Consider the following 14,597-nt stretch of genomic DNA (forward strand, 5'->3'; position numbering starts at 1 on the left):
ACTACAAGTTTATTGCGTATTATTTTTTAAGCTCATTAAAATCAAGTCATTTCCGTTGATGTTGCGTGAAAATTTAAAAATTCTGGATAAATGTTTAGGTATTATCATCGCTAAACCAACAAATTCCACGGGCAGCCATAATCAGCTCACCGGCCTTATCATTACTCAGACCCTCAATATCAGCCAAATCGTCAATAGACTGCTCAGCCAGATCTTCCAGTGTGGATATGCCAGATGCAGATAATCTAAAGGCAATTTTAGAATCCATATTGGGTAAATTTAATAAATCATCAGAGGGGGAGTTACCACTAAAATTTTCTGCCAAGGCAAGGGTGGTTAATGTTTTTTTGGCTCGATCACGCAATGCATTAACCGTTTCTTCGTCAAGCCCTTCTATCTCTAATAGCTCCTCAATAGGGACACAAACCAATTCTTCTAAAGAAGACAAACCTTCTTCAATTAAAACTTCAGCAAATTCTTTATCAATATTAAGGTGTTGAATAAAAGTATGTACAATAGAGTCGACTTCAGCTTGATTTTTTGACTGCAGTTCTTCTGCCGTCATCACATTTAATTCCCAACCACTGAGTCGTGAAGCCAAACGCACATTTTGCCCATTACGTCCAATCGCTTGAGCCAAGTGAGTAGCTTCAACAGCAATATCCATTGTATGCTTATCTTCATCTATGGTGACACTAACCACCTCTGCAGGTGCCATTGCGTTAATGACAAACTGAACAGGATTATCATCCCATAAAATAATATCGATACGTTCACCGCCCAATTCAGTGGAAACAGCTTGCACACGAGCCCCTCTCATTCCTACACAAGCGCCCACAGGGTCAATACGTTTATCATTACTTTTTACTGCAATTTTCGCTCTAGAAGCAGGATCTCTCGCAGCGGCTTTGATTTCAATCAATTCTTCGCCAATTTCAGGGACTTCAATACGAAATAACTCTATCAGCATTTCTGGGCGTGAACGACTGATAAACAATTGAGCCCCTCTTGCCTCAGGACGAACATCATACAAAACACCACGAATACGATCACCTGTACGAATATTTTCTCTTGGCAACATGTCTTCACGACCAATAATGCCTTCGGTATTATTGCCCAGATCAAGATAAATATTTTCACGAGTCGCTTTTTTTACTACGCCGGTGACAATTTTCCCCTGATGTTGACGAAACTGCTCAACGAGCATCGCTCTCTCAGCCTCCCTGACTTTTTGTACTATGACCTGTTTGGCTGTTTGTGTTGTAATTCGATCAAAAATGACAGATTCAATTTGATCTTCAACATAATCACCGAGCTGAATTTGAGAATCTTGAAACTGAGCCGCTTCTAAAGTGATTTCTCGTGTGGGTGATGTCACAATATCAACGGCGAGCCAACGACGAAAAGTATCAAAATCACCGGTTTTACGATTAATTTTGATACGAACTTCAACGTCTTGATCATATTTTTTTTTTGTTGCTGTCGCCAGTGCGCTTTCTAATGCCTCAAAAATTTTTTCGCGAGGAAGAGATTTTTCGTTTGAGACGGCTTCTACAACAGCTAAAATTTCTTTATTCATAACTAGTTGCCTCATCCAAGCCCTTAGAAGTGGGGTACCAAATTTGCTTTCTGAATGTTGCTTAGTGCGAACACTTCATCTTTTTGATTAACAGCAACAATGATTGATTCACCATCAACGGATTTAATAATGCCTTGCCATTTACGCTGATTTTGAATGGCCATTCGTAACATCAGATTCACTTTTTCACCGATAAATTGAGCGTAATGCCTGGCAGTAAAAAGCGGACGATCAAGACCTGGAGAAGAAATTTCCAGGTTATATGGAACAGTTATGGGGTCTTCAACATCCAATACCAAACTGACTTCTTTGCTCACATCAGCACAGGAATCAACAGTGACCCCTTCTTCATGATCTATATAAATACGCAATACCGACTGGCGACTTTGAATAAACTCAATCCCAACTAATTCATAGCCTAATCCTTCAACCGGGGCTGTAATAATTTTTTTTAATTTTTTTACTAATATAGACAAGCCAACGCTCCTCAGTAGGTTTCTGTTCCAAAGAAGGGCTTGGCTGCACGATTTCTACACAGGCAAAACGGGGGCTGCTCAATAGAAAACCAGCCGGTTAGGTCAAAACCTGTGCCTGATATCGCTGCCCTGAAAGCCCGAGGTGTTTATGAAACACCGAGAAACAGCTAAAAATCTCGATAAACTTGCTTTTAAATAACAAAAAACCCCGAAACTCGGGGCTTTATAACTGGATTTTTTTGCCCCTTAACAGGCTAAAAAAATAAATTGGTTGCGGGAGCTGGATTTGAACCAACGACCTTCGGGTTATGAGCCCGACGAGCTACCAGACTGCTCCATCCCGCGTTCAAGAGCGTGAAGATACTACGTGGCTAACAACTAAAAAGCAAGTCATTTGAAATGCTTATTTTAGATGGTACCGAGGACGGGACTTGAACCCGTAAGCTCAATTGAGCACTACCACCTCAAGGTAGCGTGTCTACCAATTCCACCACCACGGCAGGGTCTTTATAACAACTTCAAATTGAAAAATTCGAAAAAGGCATCCATTCATTGTCGTATTTTTTCTAATAAATTATTGTGGGATATCTGTCTGAGGCTTATTAACAGGATTTTCTGTTTTTTTCGCCTGCCCTGATTTCTCGGGCTGATTCAAATTTTCCCACTCACTTTTTTTATTGGTCGCAATATTGCCTAAAATAAGGCTGATTATAAAAAATAAAGTGGCCAATACTGAGGTCATACGGGTCATAAAATTTCCGGAACCGTTGGAACCAAATAAACTGGTTGAGACGCCTGCACCAAAAGATGCGCCAACATCGGCCCCTTTACCCTGTTGTAACATAATGCAGCCGACTAAAAGTATTGAAATTAAAAGAAAAAATATCAAGAGTGCATGATACATATTTTTTATGTTTTATCCTTGTACTTGTTTTTTAGATCGCCTAAAAACATTTTTTATCGGATCTATGTAACCGAGGCCAAAGATCTGATTTAACGGGCGGTGCATACTAACGAAAGTGTTGAACACAAGCAATACCCATTTATTTAATCTCACGAAGTGAGATCCACTTTCATTCTTTTAAATTTAACAATCATATCTCAACATAGAGCCTATGATTCGTATTATTGTACCCTGTCACTCCAACCTGTTCTCTTACCAAGGATGATGTAAACATATATAATCAATGTATTTTTAAATAAAAAATTATTTTTCTTTATTCATCTAAAAGGTATTTAAAGCATGGGATTTAAATGTGCGATTGTGGGTTTGCCTAATGTAGGAAAATCCACTCTTTTTAATGCATTAACACAGGCGGGTATTGAAGCTGCCAACTTTCCTTTTTGTACCATAGAACCCAATAAGGGGATTGTGCCCGTCCCAGATCTTCGACTTGAGCAGCTCGAAGCGATTATTCAGCCTAAAAGTGTTGTGCATACCCATATGGAGTTTGTGGATATCGCGGGGCTAGTGAAAGGCGCCTCCAAGGGCGATGGTTTAGGAAACCAGTTTTTAAGCCACATTCGTGAAACTGAGGCTATTGCACAGGTAGTTCGATGCTTTGATGACGATAATATTATTCATGTTGCAGGCAGAGTCAATCCTGGCGAAGACATCGATATTATCAATACAGAATTGGCTTTGTCTGATTTGGAAACCTGTGAACGTGCACTTGATCGGATTCAAAAGAAAGCAAAAGGGGGAGATCAATCCGCTAAGATAGAATCGACAACGTTAGAAAAATGTTTAAGTTTTTTGAAACCAGGAAAGATGCTACGCACTCTCGATTTAACAAAAGAAGAAAAAAATACGGTGGCTTATCTTAATTTTTTAACCTTAAAACCAACTATGTATATTGCTAACGTCGATGAAAACGGGTTTGAAAATAATCCTCATTTAGATAAGGTTTATCAGATTGCAGAAAAAGAAAAAGCCGTTGTGGTGTCTGTCTGTGCTGCAATAGAAGCCGATCTGATTGAACTGGAAGAAAAAGAACGCGTAGCATTTATGGCTTACATGGGGCTTACAGAGCCCGGTTTAAATCGAGTGATTCGAGCAGGATATCAATTGTTGAATTTACAGACTTATTTTACTGCCGGTGTTAAAGAAGTGCGCGCCTGGACAATTCCTATCGGGGCAACCGCACCCCAGGCCGCGGGTAAAATCCATACCGATTTCGAAAAGGGATTTATCCGGGCTCAAACCATTTCTTTTAGTGATTTTATCGCTTTTCAGGGCGAACAGGGGGCAAAAGAATTCGGCAAAATACGTTCAGAAGGCAAAAATTATATCGTGCAAGACGGGGATATCATGAATTTTTTATTTAATGTTTAGATGAAATTCAAACCTCTTACTGTAAGAGGATATTTGAGTATCCTCTTTTTTATTTATTCAACCCAGTTTTCAACTGTGGCAGTATTCGTGCAATTTTATCTAATGTTTCTTGATATTCTGCCTGCTCTTCACTATCAGCAACAATGGCTCCTCCGGCCCAACAATGAATTTTTCCTCGTTCTGTTAATAAAGTACGGATGGTGATATTGGTGTCCATGGTGCCACAGAGACTGATATACCCCATATTACCGCAATACAGATTACGACGATGAGGCTCAAGTTCTTCGATAATTTCCATGGCCCGCACTTTAGGAACCCCAGTCACTGAACCTCCAGGAAAACACGCCCGCAATAAATCAGTACAGGTATATTCCTGACGCAGCCTGTCTGCTATGGTGCTCACCAAATGATGTACCGCTGGAAAGGTCTCAACCACAAAGAGCTCAGGCACTTTTACCGTACCTGGTTGCGCCACTCGCCCGATATCATTACGCAGCAAATCAACAATCATTAAATTCTCAGCCCGATCTTTTTTAGATGAGGCTAATCGAGAAGCTTGTTGCTCGTCCTGCGCTTTGTCTGGCAAGCGAGGCAAAGTACCTTTGACAGGCCTTGTTTGAATGTGATTATTTTTTAAATATAAGAAACGTTCTGGCGATAAGCTGAGGACCGTATTGTTAGGTAAACGCATAAAAGCAGAAAAAGGAGCTCGATTGTTTTGGCTTAAATGCAAAAACGCTTGCCATTCATCACCTTGATAATCTGCACTGAAACGCTGAGCAAGATTAATTTGGTAACAATCACCCTGATGTAAATATTTTTTTATCTGGCGAAATTTTTGACCATATGCTTCGCGAGACATACTGCTTTGCCAGCCTGAATTGAGTTTAAAAGGTTGAGTAAAGTGAGAGGCTTTATTTTTTTGTTCTTCCAACCATTGTAAGCGTAGCTCAATATGGTTATGGCAAACTAAAGTCAACTTTTTTTTGTGATGATCAGCAATCAACGCCCAGTCATATATACCTATCGCCATATCAGGCAAATCGATATCCTTCTGATTTTTTTCTGGTAATCGTTCAATTCTGCGCCCAAGATCATATCCAAAAAGCCCCAGTGCACCTCCAAGAAAAGGCAAATCAGACTGTGGTTCTGCTGTCAAATTCAACTTATTTAACTCTTGCTTTAAAAGCATAAAAGGATCGAGCTCGCTTTTTTCAATCACATCAGATGCCATATGAAGGTGACGAACAATTTCTGTATTTTTTTCTGAAGTCGTTAAAGTCACCAGCGGATCTGCGGCCATGATATCAAAGCGATTATGAGCGTGTTGAGCAAATCCAGAATGGAGTAAAACAGCCCAAGGCTGCCCTGAAAAAGAAGAAAAATACTGTAAAAGAGCATCGGGTTGATAATTTAATTTTTTAAAAATCATGTGATAAACATCAAATAGGTTGTTAAAAATAAAAAAATCTCTGTTGAGATCCTAAGTCGATTTTGAAAGCAGCCCCATAAAACCTGGAAACAGTAATACCGACCAACCACCCAGAGCCAGCCAAATCCCAAATGGGATCTTATCTTTTGTGCGCCCAGACAATAAAGTAAATAGTATGCCCGAGAATGACGAGATTAAAGCGACATAAATCAGATTTTGCACTCCAACCCACGCACCTAAAGCACCAAATAGTAAAAAATCCCCCGATCCTAGCCCTTCTCGGCCAGAAAGAAATTTAAACCCCCAATATAGGCTCCATAATGCGAAATACCCTATCATGACACCGCTGACAGCCTGGGATAAATTCAGGGGGCTGTAACCCAGTAAAGCCACCAAGAGGCCAAGCCAAAGTAAAGCGTAATTTAAAGAATTCGGAAGCCAAAGATGATCGACGTCAATCAAACTGAGAATAATCAATAAGACGCTGCATCCCATTATCGCCATACTCCAAAAAGAAAGCCCCCAAAATATCACTGGAAGGGTAAATGCAATCCCAGTAAATAACTCTACTGCCGGATAACGAAGACCAATCTTTTTTCGACAAAATCGACATTGGCCTTTTAAATATAACCAGGAGAGCAAAGGGATCTTATCGTAAAAACGCAAAGGGGTTTGACATTCAATACAGTGCGAAGGAGGTAAAATGAAATCAAAACGTTCTGTTTTTTTAGAGGGGATCCCCAACTCATTTTCGGCTTCAAGGCGCCAGGCGTGTTCGAGCATTTTAGGGTATCGGTAAATAACGACATTTAAAAAACTGCCGATCACAAGACCAAAAATAAAAATGACCACAAAGATAAAAGGCATATTTTCCAACATTTTTAACTGAATCATCATGGCTTTTCTGTCTTATAGAGGCAGTCTTTATAAGATAAACTCATCCTTGCAAGCGGCTTATTCCAACTTCCACTGATACTCATGTCATACTGAACATTTTGCTGGAGTACATTTAAAATCTCGTTTGAAGCACATAACTGTTTTTTATATTCTTCTAAAAATTGATCCGGTGACTTTGTAAATTCAGCGCCCTGTTCCTGCATAAATATCATGTTGATTTTGTTAGCCTGATGGTGGGCCATCATCAGCACATAGTGCTCACTTTTGACAGGAAGATATGGTCTGATTTTATCGACCTGTTTTTTGGCAAGTGTGCTCGCAGGATCGATGGCGACAGGTTTAACACATCCATTTAAAATAAAAATCAATAAAAAAAATATCAATTGATAAAACATCAGCACTCCATTAGCTTAAAAACCCATTCAACCTGTTGAAAATCCATAAAATAGGGCGGTAAATTTTAGGGGCACTGAAACCTTATTTGATATCTCTGATGAATTCTAAACGCTGCACCTCTACTATCCCTGGAATGCCAGTCTCAACCAGGTCAAGATAAGCGGTTTGTATACCGTGCCGATATTGCAGATCGAATAACCAAGAAACTAATTTTTTAAAAGACACCTCAGCGATCCAAACCCGTAATGCTTTTTCTTCCTCTTGCATTTTAATGATTTCCATACCCGCCTGAGCCGCACTCTGATGCACTATGTTCGACAGACTTTCATCAGGTAAAATGGCATTTTGATGTCTTCGGTTTAGCCATTCTTTCAGTGCCGGTTTAGCCAAATGAATTTGATGTAATAACTGACGATGTTGCTCAAGCTTTTTTTGTGCCAGTAAGATTTTTTTTTGTAAGGGTTGCCAAACAAGCGAGTAAGACAAAAATGTGAGAAGACAAAATACTCCTCCTATCAAAAAATAACGTTCTCTTAATGATAAATGATGCCATCTTTGTTTCATCTTATGATCTTCATTTTGTTACTTTTAAATGATTCGCTTCCACGGTTTTGTTTTTTAAGGTGAAGGTGCTATTAACTCGTTTTTTTTCTTGTACCAAAACGCCTTGTTCCACTGTAAATTTTTCTGAAAGACCATTGCGTAACTGTTCAAATTCAGAAAAATGATTGACTCCGATCTGCAAATATAATGAGTGATGCTCCCGGGCGTATCTTAACGCAAACCAATGCATATCTCTTGGTTGAATACGCATATTTGCGATTCCGATCGCAATTTGAGCCAAAAAATCCATCAGATGAGGCACTTTGGGCTGTGATTTCATCTGATTTGTTAAAGCGTTAAATTGTGCTTTCAGATTGACCACTTTTTGTGGCTTGAGGAATAAGGCTTGATAAGCCTGTTCTGCTTTGATTTGCGTTTTTTTGATTTCCTGTGTTAAGCGATGGAATATCAATCCCTTCTCTATGACAGATAAAATGACAAAACAAAGGATCGCCATGCAGACCGCGGCGGCCCCTTTTAATAAAGGCATACGGATTGTCCTGTTTTGTCTGTAAGGCCCTGAGAGTAATGTGATGTTGGGAGAAAGACATCCTCTTGCCAATACTGTAAGAGCAGGGATTACAGCCCCTGCTTGCCAAAAAAAAGAAGAATCTTCAGGAGGAGAACTAAAACTACGGATATTTTGGTTGAGTGTGCTATCACGGGTCTGATCTTGCCCTGCTTTTACGAGATACAAGATGGGTAAGCATTCCTGTTCAAGTGTAAAACCTTGATAGGTTCCTTCTCTGAATAACCAGTCGTTTCCTAATTTGACCGCCGTGATTTCTCCTTCTTGGTAAGGCAGAGCAAGCCAATCAGGTATCATTCGCGTTGCTTGCAGACCTGCATGCGCTAACCAATCCAGGCAGGTTTGTATGTAAGAATGCGCTATCACAGCAACAGTCACACGTTCTTTGACCACCTCTAATGCCACAAAATGCAATCGTTCAATATTGTCTGCTACGCTGTCTTCCAAAAGTGCGGGTAAGGCTTGATCGATCTTTTTTTCGGCTCTTTTAGGTAAAAGGCACGATTGTATCGATACCTGTTGCCCCGGTAATAAAACCTGAATATCAGATCTTAAAGAAAGCGCTGAAAGCTCAGTGAGTTCACTGACTTGATTCAGCTTTCCATAGTCTTTAATGAGATCTTCATTGACGGAATAATGAATCCAGTGAACCGATTGATCTGCTTTTTCCGGTAAGCGAATCACCAGGATATCCGTCATTCCAATTCTCCTGATTGGTGTCTGAGTACATAAAATGGGCCTGAACCTTCGCGTGCTAAAAGAGAGTTTAAAACGAAGTCCTCTCCCCGACTCATGTTAATTTGAGCGCGTAACATAAAGTAATCGCTGCTCAGCGTCAGATAAGCACGAAGCTTTTGTTGTATTTTGACGTTTAATCCATCTAATTCCGGGAGACGAAATACCTCGTTCAAGTCACGCCAACCCTTTTCAGGGCGAGCCAGAAGAATCTGTTTGGCTTGGCGCAATGAAAGATGGGGCGTCAACAAAGCCGCTAAGACCTGCGCCTTATCGGGTTTAAGGGTGTTAAGGTTGAGCTGTTGAGATGAGGTCGGTAATACGCAGATGTATGTTTTTAAAAGACGATATTTTTGGGCTGTGATGCTTTTGACAACGCGTAATTCACTTTCATCCATTAAAAAACGCCCTGACGTTGAGACAGCAGGCTTTGAAAGCATAAAACTGTTGTTCACTTTGGGATCACCAGGCTCAATTTCAGGTTTAGGCCTGTTCATGAATTCCACTATGTGATTCGCCATATTCGATGCTTCATAAGGCGGAATATGGAGCATGTTAAGCAGAGCTATCAATTGTATCCTGGGCGATTTCTTTTTTTTGCTTTGAGAAAAGGGATCTATGAGCGCATTCATATTAAAACAGGTCTGAAAGTCACTGAGTTCCAAGCGGATGGAAGCCTCTTTAAGAGGATAAACTCCGGATGATTTTGCCCAGCCCTGTGCCAAAGTGACTTCCTTTTTATGCGCTAAACTACGCGTCAATTGACTGATCGCAAGCGACTCAGCCGCGATGGCGTACCAATAAGCTTGTTGTGATAATTTTTGAGTTTCAACTCGCCTCATATTCTGTTGTAAACGTTCAGTCATCTCGAGGGCCAATACACTAAACACGGACAATAAGATCAATACCATCAGTAGCGCCATGCCAGGCTGTTGAAGAGATTTTTTCATTTTTTGATGAGGCTCTGTCTAAAATCGACGACAAGCGACCATACCCAATGTTCGCATTTGGGGCGGATGAAACCCACAGCACTTGCTACGATTTTAAGAGTCCATACCCAGTCAGTAAAAAAATGCGCTCAACAGTGCCTTTTTGTTTGTGTTTTATCTGTAAATGCACGGCTGAAACATTTTTCGAATTCCATTCATGGATCCACTGGCGATCCTGATAAAAGCGCAGATGTAATTGTTCGACATCCGTTAATAAAACATCAATCTGTGGCTTCTGAGTTTCGGCACTTTGCCTGTTCAGCGCGTCTAAAGACCAGGTTAAGCGCTCTAGACTGTTTTTTTTGACTCGATAACCGACTTTGAAGAGGTGGCTTCTTTTCAGTGCCATGCTGGGATTTGGCAAACCTCCAGATACCATAATCATGCCTCCACTATCTGAGTCTAAAACACCAACACCTGCATGAAAATTGGATTCAGAAATATGAAAGACCATATGTGTGATATCCCTATGCAACCATTGCATGGTTTTTTGATATGCCTCTATATTTTGAGTGATCTCCATGCCTGCTTTTTGAAAGCGGGTTACACCATCCATCAGCGCATAAGCCAGCAAACTCATCAGAGAAAAAATAGAAATCGCTGTCAATAATTCCAATAATGTAAAGCCATTGGATATTGGTTTTCTTCTCAATAGAGATTCCCCCTATTGGGTTTATCTGAAACACTCAAATAAGTACGAATTGAGGCGGATAAAACTGAAAAATCAGGGTGCAAACTCACATCCAGATCAATTGCCTGTAGTAATCTCTCTTCAGGCAAAAGCTGCACACGCCAATACCAAATACGCTTTCCCATCATCACTTTTCCATTGTGTGGCCCAGGCTTTTGCTCAGAATGAGCCAGTTTCAACAAAGCGAGTTGATTGTCGGCAACCCAACCTGCTTGCATTTTTTCTTCTAATATGGACAGATTTCGGATCTGATTTTCTTTGAATTCCAGTATCATGACCGCAGTTAAAGAAAGGATGGAGAGAGCAATCATTATTTCTAATAAGCTGAATCCTTTTTTTTTTCGTTATGGCATTTCATTGAATCACGCCTATGTGATTTAAGTTCATTTCCCTGTTTTCTTTCAGTTCTGCCGCCCAAATCGGCCCTTTCTGAGCATGATGAAATTCAAGCTCAAACGCAGGGATCACGCTCTGCCCTAATAGCCAGATTTGGGGTAAGGTTTTTTCAGATATCGTTTCATCGTGCCAATCTGATTCATACGAAAAAATCTCAGGGGCATCTTCTGCTGGTTCTTCGAATGTGTGATTGAATGTGAGTCTTAAAAAGATATCTGGAGGCAGTGTGATTTTTTTTATTCTTTGCCACTGACCCTTTTTTCGACGCATGATTTCATATCCATCACGATAAAATCGAATGCCATGCATTTGCCCTTTGATGAAAGCCTCTTCCTGTGTAAGCTGTAACAGTCTATAAAAGCGTTTTGCTTCCTCTTTTAAGCCTGTTTTTTCTTTTCTGGGGGCTGTCATCAAAATCATGGCGCCCATCAGCCCAATCAAAAAAATCACCAGCATACTTTCTATCAATGTAAAACCGTTTGAGCCCATTTATTTTTGATACTCGTGTAAATTCCAGTTCCCGATGTCCGCCGCATTGCCTTCACCGCCTTCTTCTCCGTCCATGCCGAGTGAATAAATATCCATAACGCCTTTTTCCCCAGGGTGGATGTATTGATACGGATGACCCCAGGGATCCTTGGGTAAACGTTTAATGTAACCCTGTTTTCGGTAGTGAAGCGGTTCTGGAGAGCGCATCGGCTTACTGATTAGGGATTGCAATCCCTGCTCGGTGGTGGGATACAGATCGTTATCGAGCTTATACATATCCAGGCTGGTTTCTAACGCCACAATATCGCTGATCACCTTTTGTTGATCCGCTTTTTCTTTATTGCCCATTAAATTAGGAATCACCAGACTGGCTAAAACACCAAGAATGACAATGACCACCATGATTTCTAACAGGGTAAATCCACGAGCTGTTGTGTGATTTAATGACATTGTTTTTTTAAAATGATTCATAGATTAACCATATTATTGAGCGCCAATATAGGTTGCAAAATTGCAATAACGATAAAGAGCACGATGCCAGACATGATGATGATCAGAACAGGCTCAAAAATACTGATGACTAATGTCATCAAAAATGAAAATTCGCGATCCTAATTATCCGAAGCTCTTTCCAGCATGATATTGAGCTCGCCACTGCGTTCACCAGATGCAATCATATGTAGCATCATGGGTGAAAATAAACGGCTTTTTGAAAGAGAAAACAGCAAAGAACGCCCTTGTCGTATCTGCTCCGCTGCTGCTAATACCTGCTGCTCTACATATTTATTTGAAGACACTTTAGCCACAATGCTCATCCCTTCGACTAAAGGGATTTGACTGCCCGATAAAATGCTTAATTAGGTAAGCAGGCCGCAAGTGCCCACTCCCTCAAGAACCGTACGTGCGAGTTACCCCGCATACGGCTCACGCAACTTACTCACTTCAACATTTTTCCTTTTTTGCTATGTAATTGTCTGTGGCAATTAGCATGTAACAATCTTAGATTAGCCAGCTTGTTGTCACCCCCTTCAGCTTTAGGCTGAATATGATGAACATGCAATTGTTCACCATTGTCCAACTCTTGATCACAGAGAGGACAATAACCTTTCTGTCGCTTATAGAGGTTAACTTTGACACCGTAAATAAAAGGCTGTTTACGTGCCTGCCTATTACGCCAATAGTCACGCAATTCCGGATTGTCGGGGGAAGCATTTTTTGGAACTAGCCAATGACGCTGTATTTTTGTCCATGCATGCTTCCAAAGAAATCCACCGGTTGATTTATCCATAAATACTGAATAGTCTTCTCTACCTGGTATCTTGCCTAAGTAGTGTTTTCTTCGCCACCACCAGTGTTTATTGGGATGACGTCGATACAAATATCTACGTTGGCGGATCCACATCCATTGGTCTAATGCACTGAATGTTCTTTTTGAAGCACCAATACGATAGTAATTACACCATCCTATTATCTTGGCATTCAGTTGTCTTATTCCTTCTTGTGTCGGCATACCGATAATACCTTTCCAGGTCATTCTCATTTGCTGTTTGTACCTTTTCATCGACTCCTTTGAGGGCTTCGTTAACAATATATATCCCCGTTTTCTGTGGCGATTGTCATAATGTCGTATATTAAATCCCAGGAAGTCGAATCCTTCCTTCAAGTGTTTGATACTGGTTTTTTCTTCAGAAAGAGCTAACCCTCTCTGAGCTAACCAAATTTGCAACTTTATTTTGGCAGTTTCGCACTCTTCACGGGATTTACCGAATACGACAAAATCATCCGCATAACGAACTACTGCATAAGGTTGCCCTTGTTTTGGCGTGCCGTTTTTCCAGTATTGAATACCCAGTAAGGTCTCCATTCCGTGGAGTGCAATATTGGCCAGTAGTGGACTGATAATCCCGCCTTGCGGAGTACCTGCAACATTGGGTATATAGTTGCCATGTTCCAGCACACCGGCTTGTAACCATTGTTTAATCATGTTTCTTTCGGGGAATCCCCCGATTTTTTTTATGAGAAAATTATGGTCAATGTTGTCAAATGCGCCTTTAATATCTGCATCTAGTACCCAGTGCCGTGTCCCTCGTGCTCTGGCAATACAGAAAATTTTTTGTATTGCGTCATGGGCACTTCGCCCCGGTCTAAATCCGTAGCTGACTGGTTCAAATTTTGCTTCCCAATAAGGTTCCAGCGCCGATTTAACTATCGCTTGTCTACAGCGGTCGAGAATGGTTGGGATCCCAAGAGGGCGTTTTTTTCCATTCTTTTTTGCTATGTAAACTCGTTTTACTGGATAAACCTTTTCTGAAGTTGTTTGGCTTAATAACTTATAAAGATGTTCTCGTCCTTTATGGTCATTAATTACCTGATTATCTACTCCAGCCGTGTGTTTTCCCCGATTGACCTGAGTGACTTTCCTGATAGCCAGAAGATGGTTAGCTCTTGATTTCATCATGAGTTTTTGCAGATTTCTGACTTTCTTTAAGTCACCTGTTGCTGAAGCCCTATATATTCTTTGCCTTAGATTATTAATCATGGCTGTCACAACACGCCAGTTAATAGCATGCCATTCCAGTTGTTGTTCATAGTTTTGATTTATTACGTTTGCCATAGGCATCTAACTCTTCTAAATCAATTCATAACCTTGGTAAAGGATTATATGGGTAAGTCACCCGTTCCACGTCAGCCTCTTTTCAGAGTAAAGTAATTACCTCTATCAATCCTGTTATGATTTCCAGTTGCCTTTCGGCTGATTGCCTTCGCTTTTTGGAACGTCTTATGCCCACTGTCTCTTAGTATTTACATCAACACTAAAAGATTAATGGGGTTACCGTGTTTCACACCATGAAGATACATTGAGTGGGCTGCCTCCTCTATGCCGGGGAACGGGATCCGTCGTAAAGAACGAACACTCTTCTTTACCCGTTTCTAACTGTCGTTAAACTTCCCCATAACACGTCACATCTGATTTCGTGTTTTACTTGCTTACGACATTTTAATAACGGAGATTCACTTTATTCAACCCATTTCAGTTTTGCCTTGCCCCT

At 40.7% G+C, this 14,597-nt stretch carries 16 protein-coding genes, 2 tRNA genes and 1 pseudogene; 1 reads left to right on the forward strand and 18 read right to left on the reverse strand.

Going from position 1 to position 14,597, the window contains the following annotated elements; all coding sequences use genetic code 11:
* Positions 1–94: 94 nt before the first annotated feature.
* From nusA to secG, 5 genes are all read right to left on the reverse strand, one after another.
* Positions 95–1,579: a transcription termination factor NusA gene (gene nusA, locus HDEF_RS01715; RefSeq protein WP_012738055.1), complete on the reverse strand. Its 1,485-nt coding sequence runs from the start codon at positions 1,577–1,579 to the stop codon at positions 95–97.
* Positions 1,580–1,602: 23 nt separating this feature from the next.
* Positions 1,603–2,055 (reverse strand): ribosome maturation factor RimP, encoded by a 453-nt coding sequence (gene rimP / locus HDEF_RS01720; protein WP_016856908.1) that lies wholly within the window; start codon positions 2,053–2,055, stop codon positions 1,603–1,605.
* A 268-nt stretch (positions 2,056–2,323) separates the two neighbouring features.
* Positions 2,324–2,400: transfer RNA gene (locus tag HDEF_RS01725), tRNA-Met, on the reverse strand.
* Between the two features lie 68 nt (positions 2,401–2,468).
* A tRNA-Leu gene (locus HDEF_RS01730) sits at positions 2,469–2,555 on the reverse strand.
* Positions 2,556–2,629: 74 nt separating this feature from the next.
* On the reverse strand, positions 2,630–2,959 hold the full coding sequence (gene secG / locus HDEF_RS01735) for a preprotein translocase subunit SecG (protein WP_012738058.1): 330 nt from the start codon (positions 2,957–2,959) through the stop codon (positions 2,630–2,632).
* A gap of 339 nt (positions 2,960–3,298) precedes the next feature.
* Here secG and ychF point away from each other — a divergent pair, with 339 nt between their 5' ends.
* A complete protein-coding gene (ychF, locus tag HDEF_RS01740) occupies positions 3,299–4,390 on the forward strand; it encodes a redox-regulated ATPase YchF (RefSeq protein ID WP_012738059.1) in 1,092 nt (363 codons plus the stop codon).
* 49 nt (positions 4,391–4,439) lie between these two features.
* On the opposite strand, the gene pabB is transcribed toward ychF, so the two are convergent.
* From pabB to ltrA, 13 genes and pseudogenes are all read right to left on the reverse strand, one after another.
* Positions 4,440–5,822, reverse strand: a complete 1,383-nt coding sequence (pabB, locus tag HDEF_RS01745) for an aminodeoxychorismate synthase component 1 (RefSeq protein WP_012738060.1) — start codon at positions 5,820–5,822, stop codon at positions 4,440–4,442.
* Between the two features lie 51 nt (positions 5,823–5,873).
* Positions 5,874–6,719 carry a prepilin peptidase gene (locus tag HDEF_RS01750; protein ID WP_048901544.1) on the reverse strand — a complete coding sequence of 282 codons (846 nt, stop codon included), beginning with the start codon at positions 6,717–6,719 and terminating at the stop codon, positions 5,874–5,876.
* Positions 6,716–7,114, reverse strand: a complete 399-nt coding sequence (gene gspS2, locus HDEF_RS01755) for a type II secretion system pilot lipoprotein GspS-beta (RefSeq protein ID WP_044612242.1) — start codon at positions 7,112–7,114, stop codon at positions 6,716–6,718. The genes HDEF_RS01750 and gspS2 overlap by 4 nt, the downstream gene beginning before the upstream one ends.
* Before the next feature lie 82 nt (positions 7,115–7,196).
* Positions 7,197–7,679 carry a type II secretion system protein M gene (locus tag HDEF_RS01760; protein WP_012738063.1) on the reverse strand — a complete coding sequence of 161 codons (483 nt, stop codon included), beginning with the start codon at positions 7,677–7,679 and terminating at the stop codon, positions 7,197–7,199.
* A 10-nt stretch (positions 7,680–7,689) separates the two neighbouring features.
* Positions 7,690–8,946 carry a type II secretion system protein GspL gene (gene gspL, locus HDEF_RS01765; protein WP_012738064.1) on the reverse strand — a complete coding sequence of 419 codons (1,257 nt, stop codon included), beginning with the start codon at positions 8,944–8,946 and terminating at the stop codon, positions 7,690–7,692.
* Positions 8,943–9,932, reverse strand: a complete 990-nt coding sequence (gene gspK / locus HDEF_RS01770; protein ID WP_044612243.1) for a type II secretion system minor pseudopilin GspK — start codon at positions 9,930–9,932, stop codon at positions 8,943–8,945. The genes gspL and gspK overlap by 4 nt, the downstream gene beginning before the upstream one ends.
* An 85-nt stretch (positions 9,933–10,017) precedes the next feature.
* The gene (gene gspJ, locus HDEF_RS01775; protein ID WP_012738067.1) at positions 10,018–10,623 is read right to left on the reverse strand and encodes a type II secretion system minor pseudopilin GspJ; all 606 of its coding nucleotides are present in this window, start codon (positions 10,621–10,623) and stop codon (positions 10,018–10,020) included.
* A pseudogene (gene gspI / locus HDEF_RS01780) lies at positions 10,620–10,994 on the reverse strand (type II secretion system minor pseudopilin GspI); the annotation flags it as partial. The gene gspJ and the pseudogene gspI, both read right to left, overlap by 4 nt.
* A gap of 22 nt (positions 10,995–11,016) precedes the next feature.
* Positions 11,017–11,547: a type II secretion system minor pseudopilin GspH gene (gene gspH, locus HDEF_RS01785; RefSeq protein WP_012738069.1), complete on the reverse strand. Its 531-nt coding sequence runs from the start codon at positions 11,545–11,547 to the stop codon at positions 11,017–11,019.
* Positions 11,548–12,018 carry a type II secretion system major pseudopilin GspG gene (gene gspG / locus HDEF_RS01790; RefSeq protein WP_100096778.1) on the reverse strand — a complete coding sequence of 157 codons (471 nt, stop codon included), beginning with the start codon at positions 12,016–12,018 and terminating at the stop codon, positions 11,548–11,550.
* On the reverse strand, positions 12,015–12,140 hold the full coding sequence (locus HDEF_RS13465) for a hypothetical protein (protein WP_268802463.1): 126 nt from the start codon (positions 12,138–12,140) through the stop codon (positions 12,015–12,017). Before HDEF_RS13465 ends, gspG begins: the two co-directional genes overlap by 4 nt.
* An 18-nt stretch (positions 12,141–12,158) precedes the next feature.
* Positions 12,159–12,362, reverse strand: a complete 204-nt coding sequence (locus HDEF_RS12805; RefSeq protein WP_052543446.1) for a type II secretion system F family protein — start codon at positions 12,360–12,362, stop codon at positions 12,159–12,161.
* A 122-nt stretch (positions 12,363–12,484) separates the two neighbouring features.
* Positions 12,485–14,167, reverse strand: a complete 1,683-nt coding sequence (ltrA, locus tag HDEF_RS01800) for a group II intron reverse transcriptase/maturase (protein ID WP_012738021.1) — start codon at positions 14,165–14,167, stop codon at positions 12,485–12,487.
* Between the last annotated feature and the right edge of the window lie 430 nt (positions 14,168–14,597).

This window comes from Candidatus Hamiltonella defensa 5AT (Acyrthosiphon pisum) (assembly GCF_000021705.1).
Lineage (GTDB): Bacteria > Pseudomonadota > Gammaproteobacteria > Enterobacterales > Enterobacteriaceae > Hamiltonella > Hamiltonella defendens.

Bases quoted from the DNA above. Each gene is read 5' to 3' on its own strand.
- nusA (WP_012738055.1), bottom strand. From the start codon at position 1,579: ATGAATAAAGAAATTTTAGCTGTTGTAGAAGCCGTCTCAAACGAAAAA.
- secG (WP_012738058.1), bottom strand. From the start codon at position 2,959: ATGTATCATGCACTCTTGATATTTTTTCTTTTAATTTCAATACTTTTA.
- ychF (WP_012738059.1), top strand. From the start codon at position 3,299: ATGGGATTTAAATGTGCGATTGTGGGTTTGCCTAATGTAGGAAAATCC.
- pabB (WP_012738060.1), bottom strand. From the start codon at position 5,822: ATGATTTTTAAAAAATTAAATTATCAACCCGATGCTCTTTTACAGTAT.
- HDEF_RS01750 (WP_048901544.1), bottom strand. From the start codon at position 6,719: ATGATGATTCAGTTAAAAATGTTGGAAAATATGCCTTTTATCTTTGTG.
- gspS2 (WP_044612242.1), bottom strand. From the start codon at position 7,114: ATGTTTTATCAATTGATATTTTTTTTATTGATTTTTATTTTAAATGGA.
- HDEF_RS01760 (WP_012738063.1), bottom strand. From the start codon at position 7,679: ATGAAACAAAGATGGCATCATTTATCATTAAGAGAACGTTATTTTTTG.
- gspL (WP_012738064.1), bottom strand. From the start codon at position 8,946: ATGACGGATATCCTGGTGATTCGCTTACCGGAAAAAGCAGATCAATCG.
- gspK (WP_044612243.1), bottom strand. From the start codon at position 9,932: ATGAAAAAATCTCTTCAACAGCCTGGCATGGCGCTACTGATGGTATTG.
- gspH (WP_012738069.1), bottom strand. From the start codon at position 11,547: ATGGGCTCAAACGGTTTTACATTGATAGAAAGTATGCTGGTGATTTTT.
- gspG (WP_100096778.1), bottom strand. From the start codon at position 12,018: ATGAATCATTTTAAAAAAACAATGTCATTAAATCACACAACAGCTCGT.
- HDEF_RS12805 (WP_052543446.1), bottom strand. From the start codon at position 12,362: ATGAGCATTGTGGCTAAAGTGTCTTCAAATAAATATGTAGAGCAGCAG.
- ltrA (WP_012738021.1), bottom strand. From the start codon at position 14,167: ATGCCTATGGCAAACGTAATAAATCAAAACTATGAACAACAACTGGAA.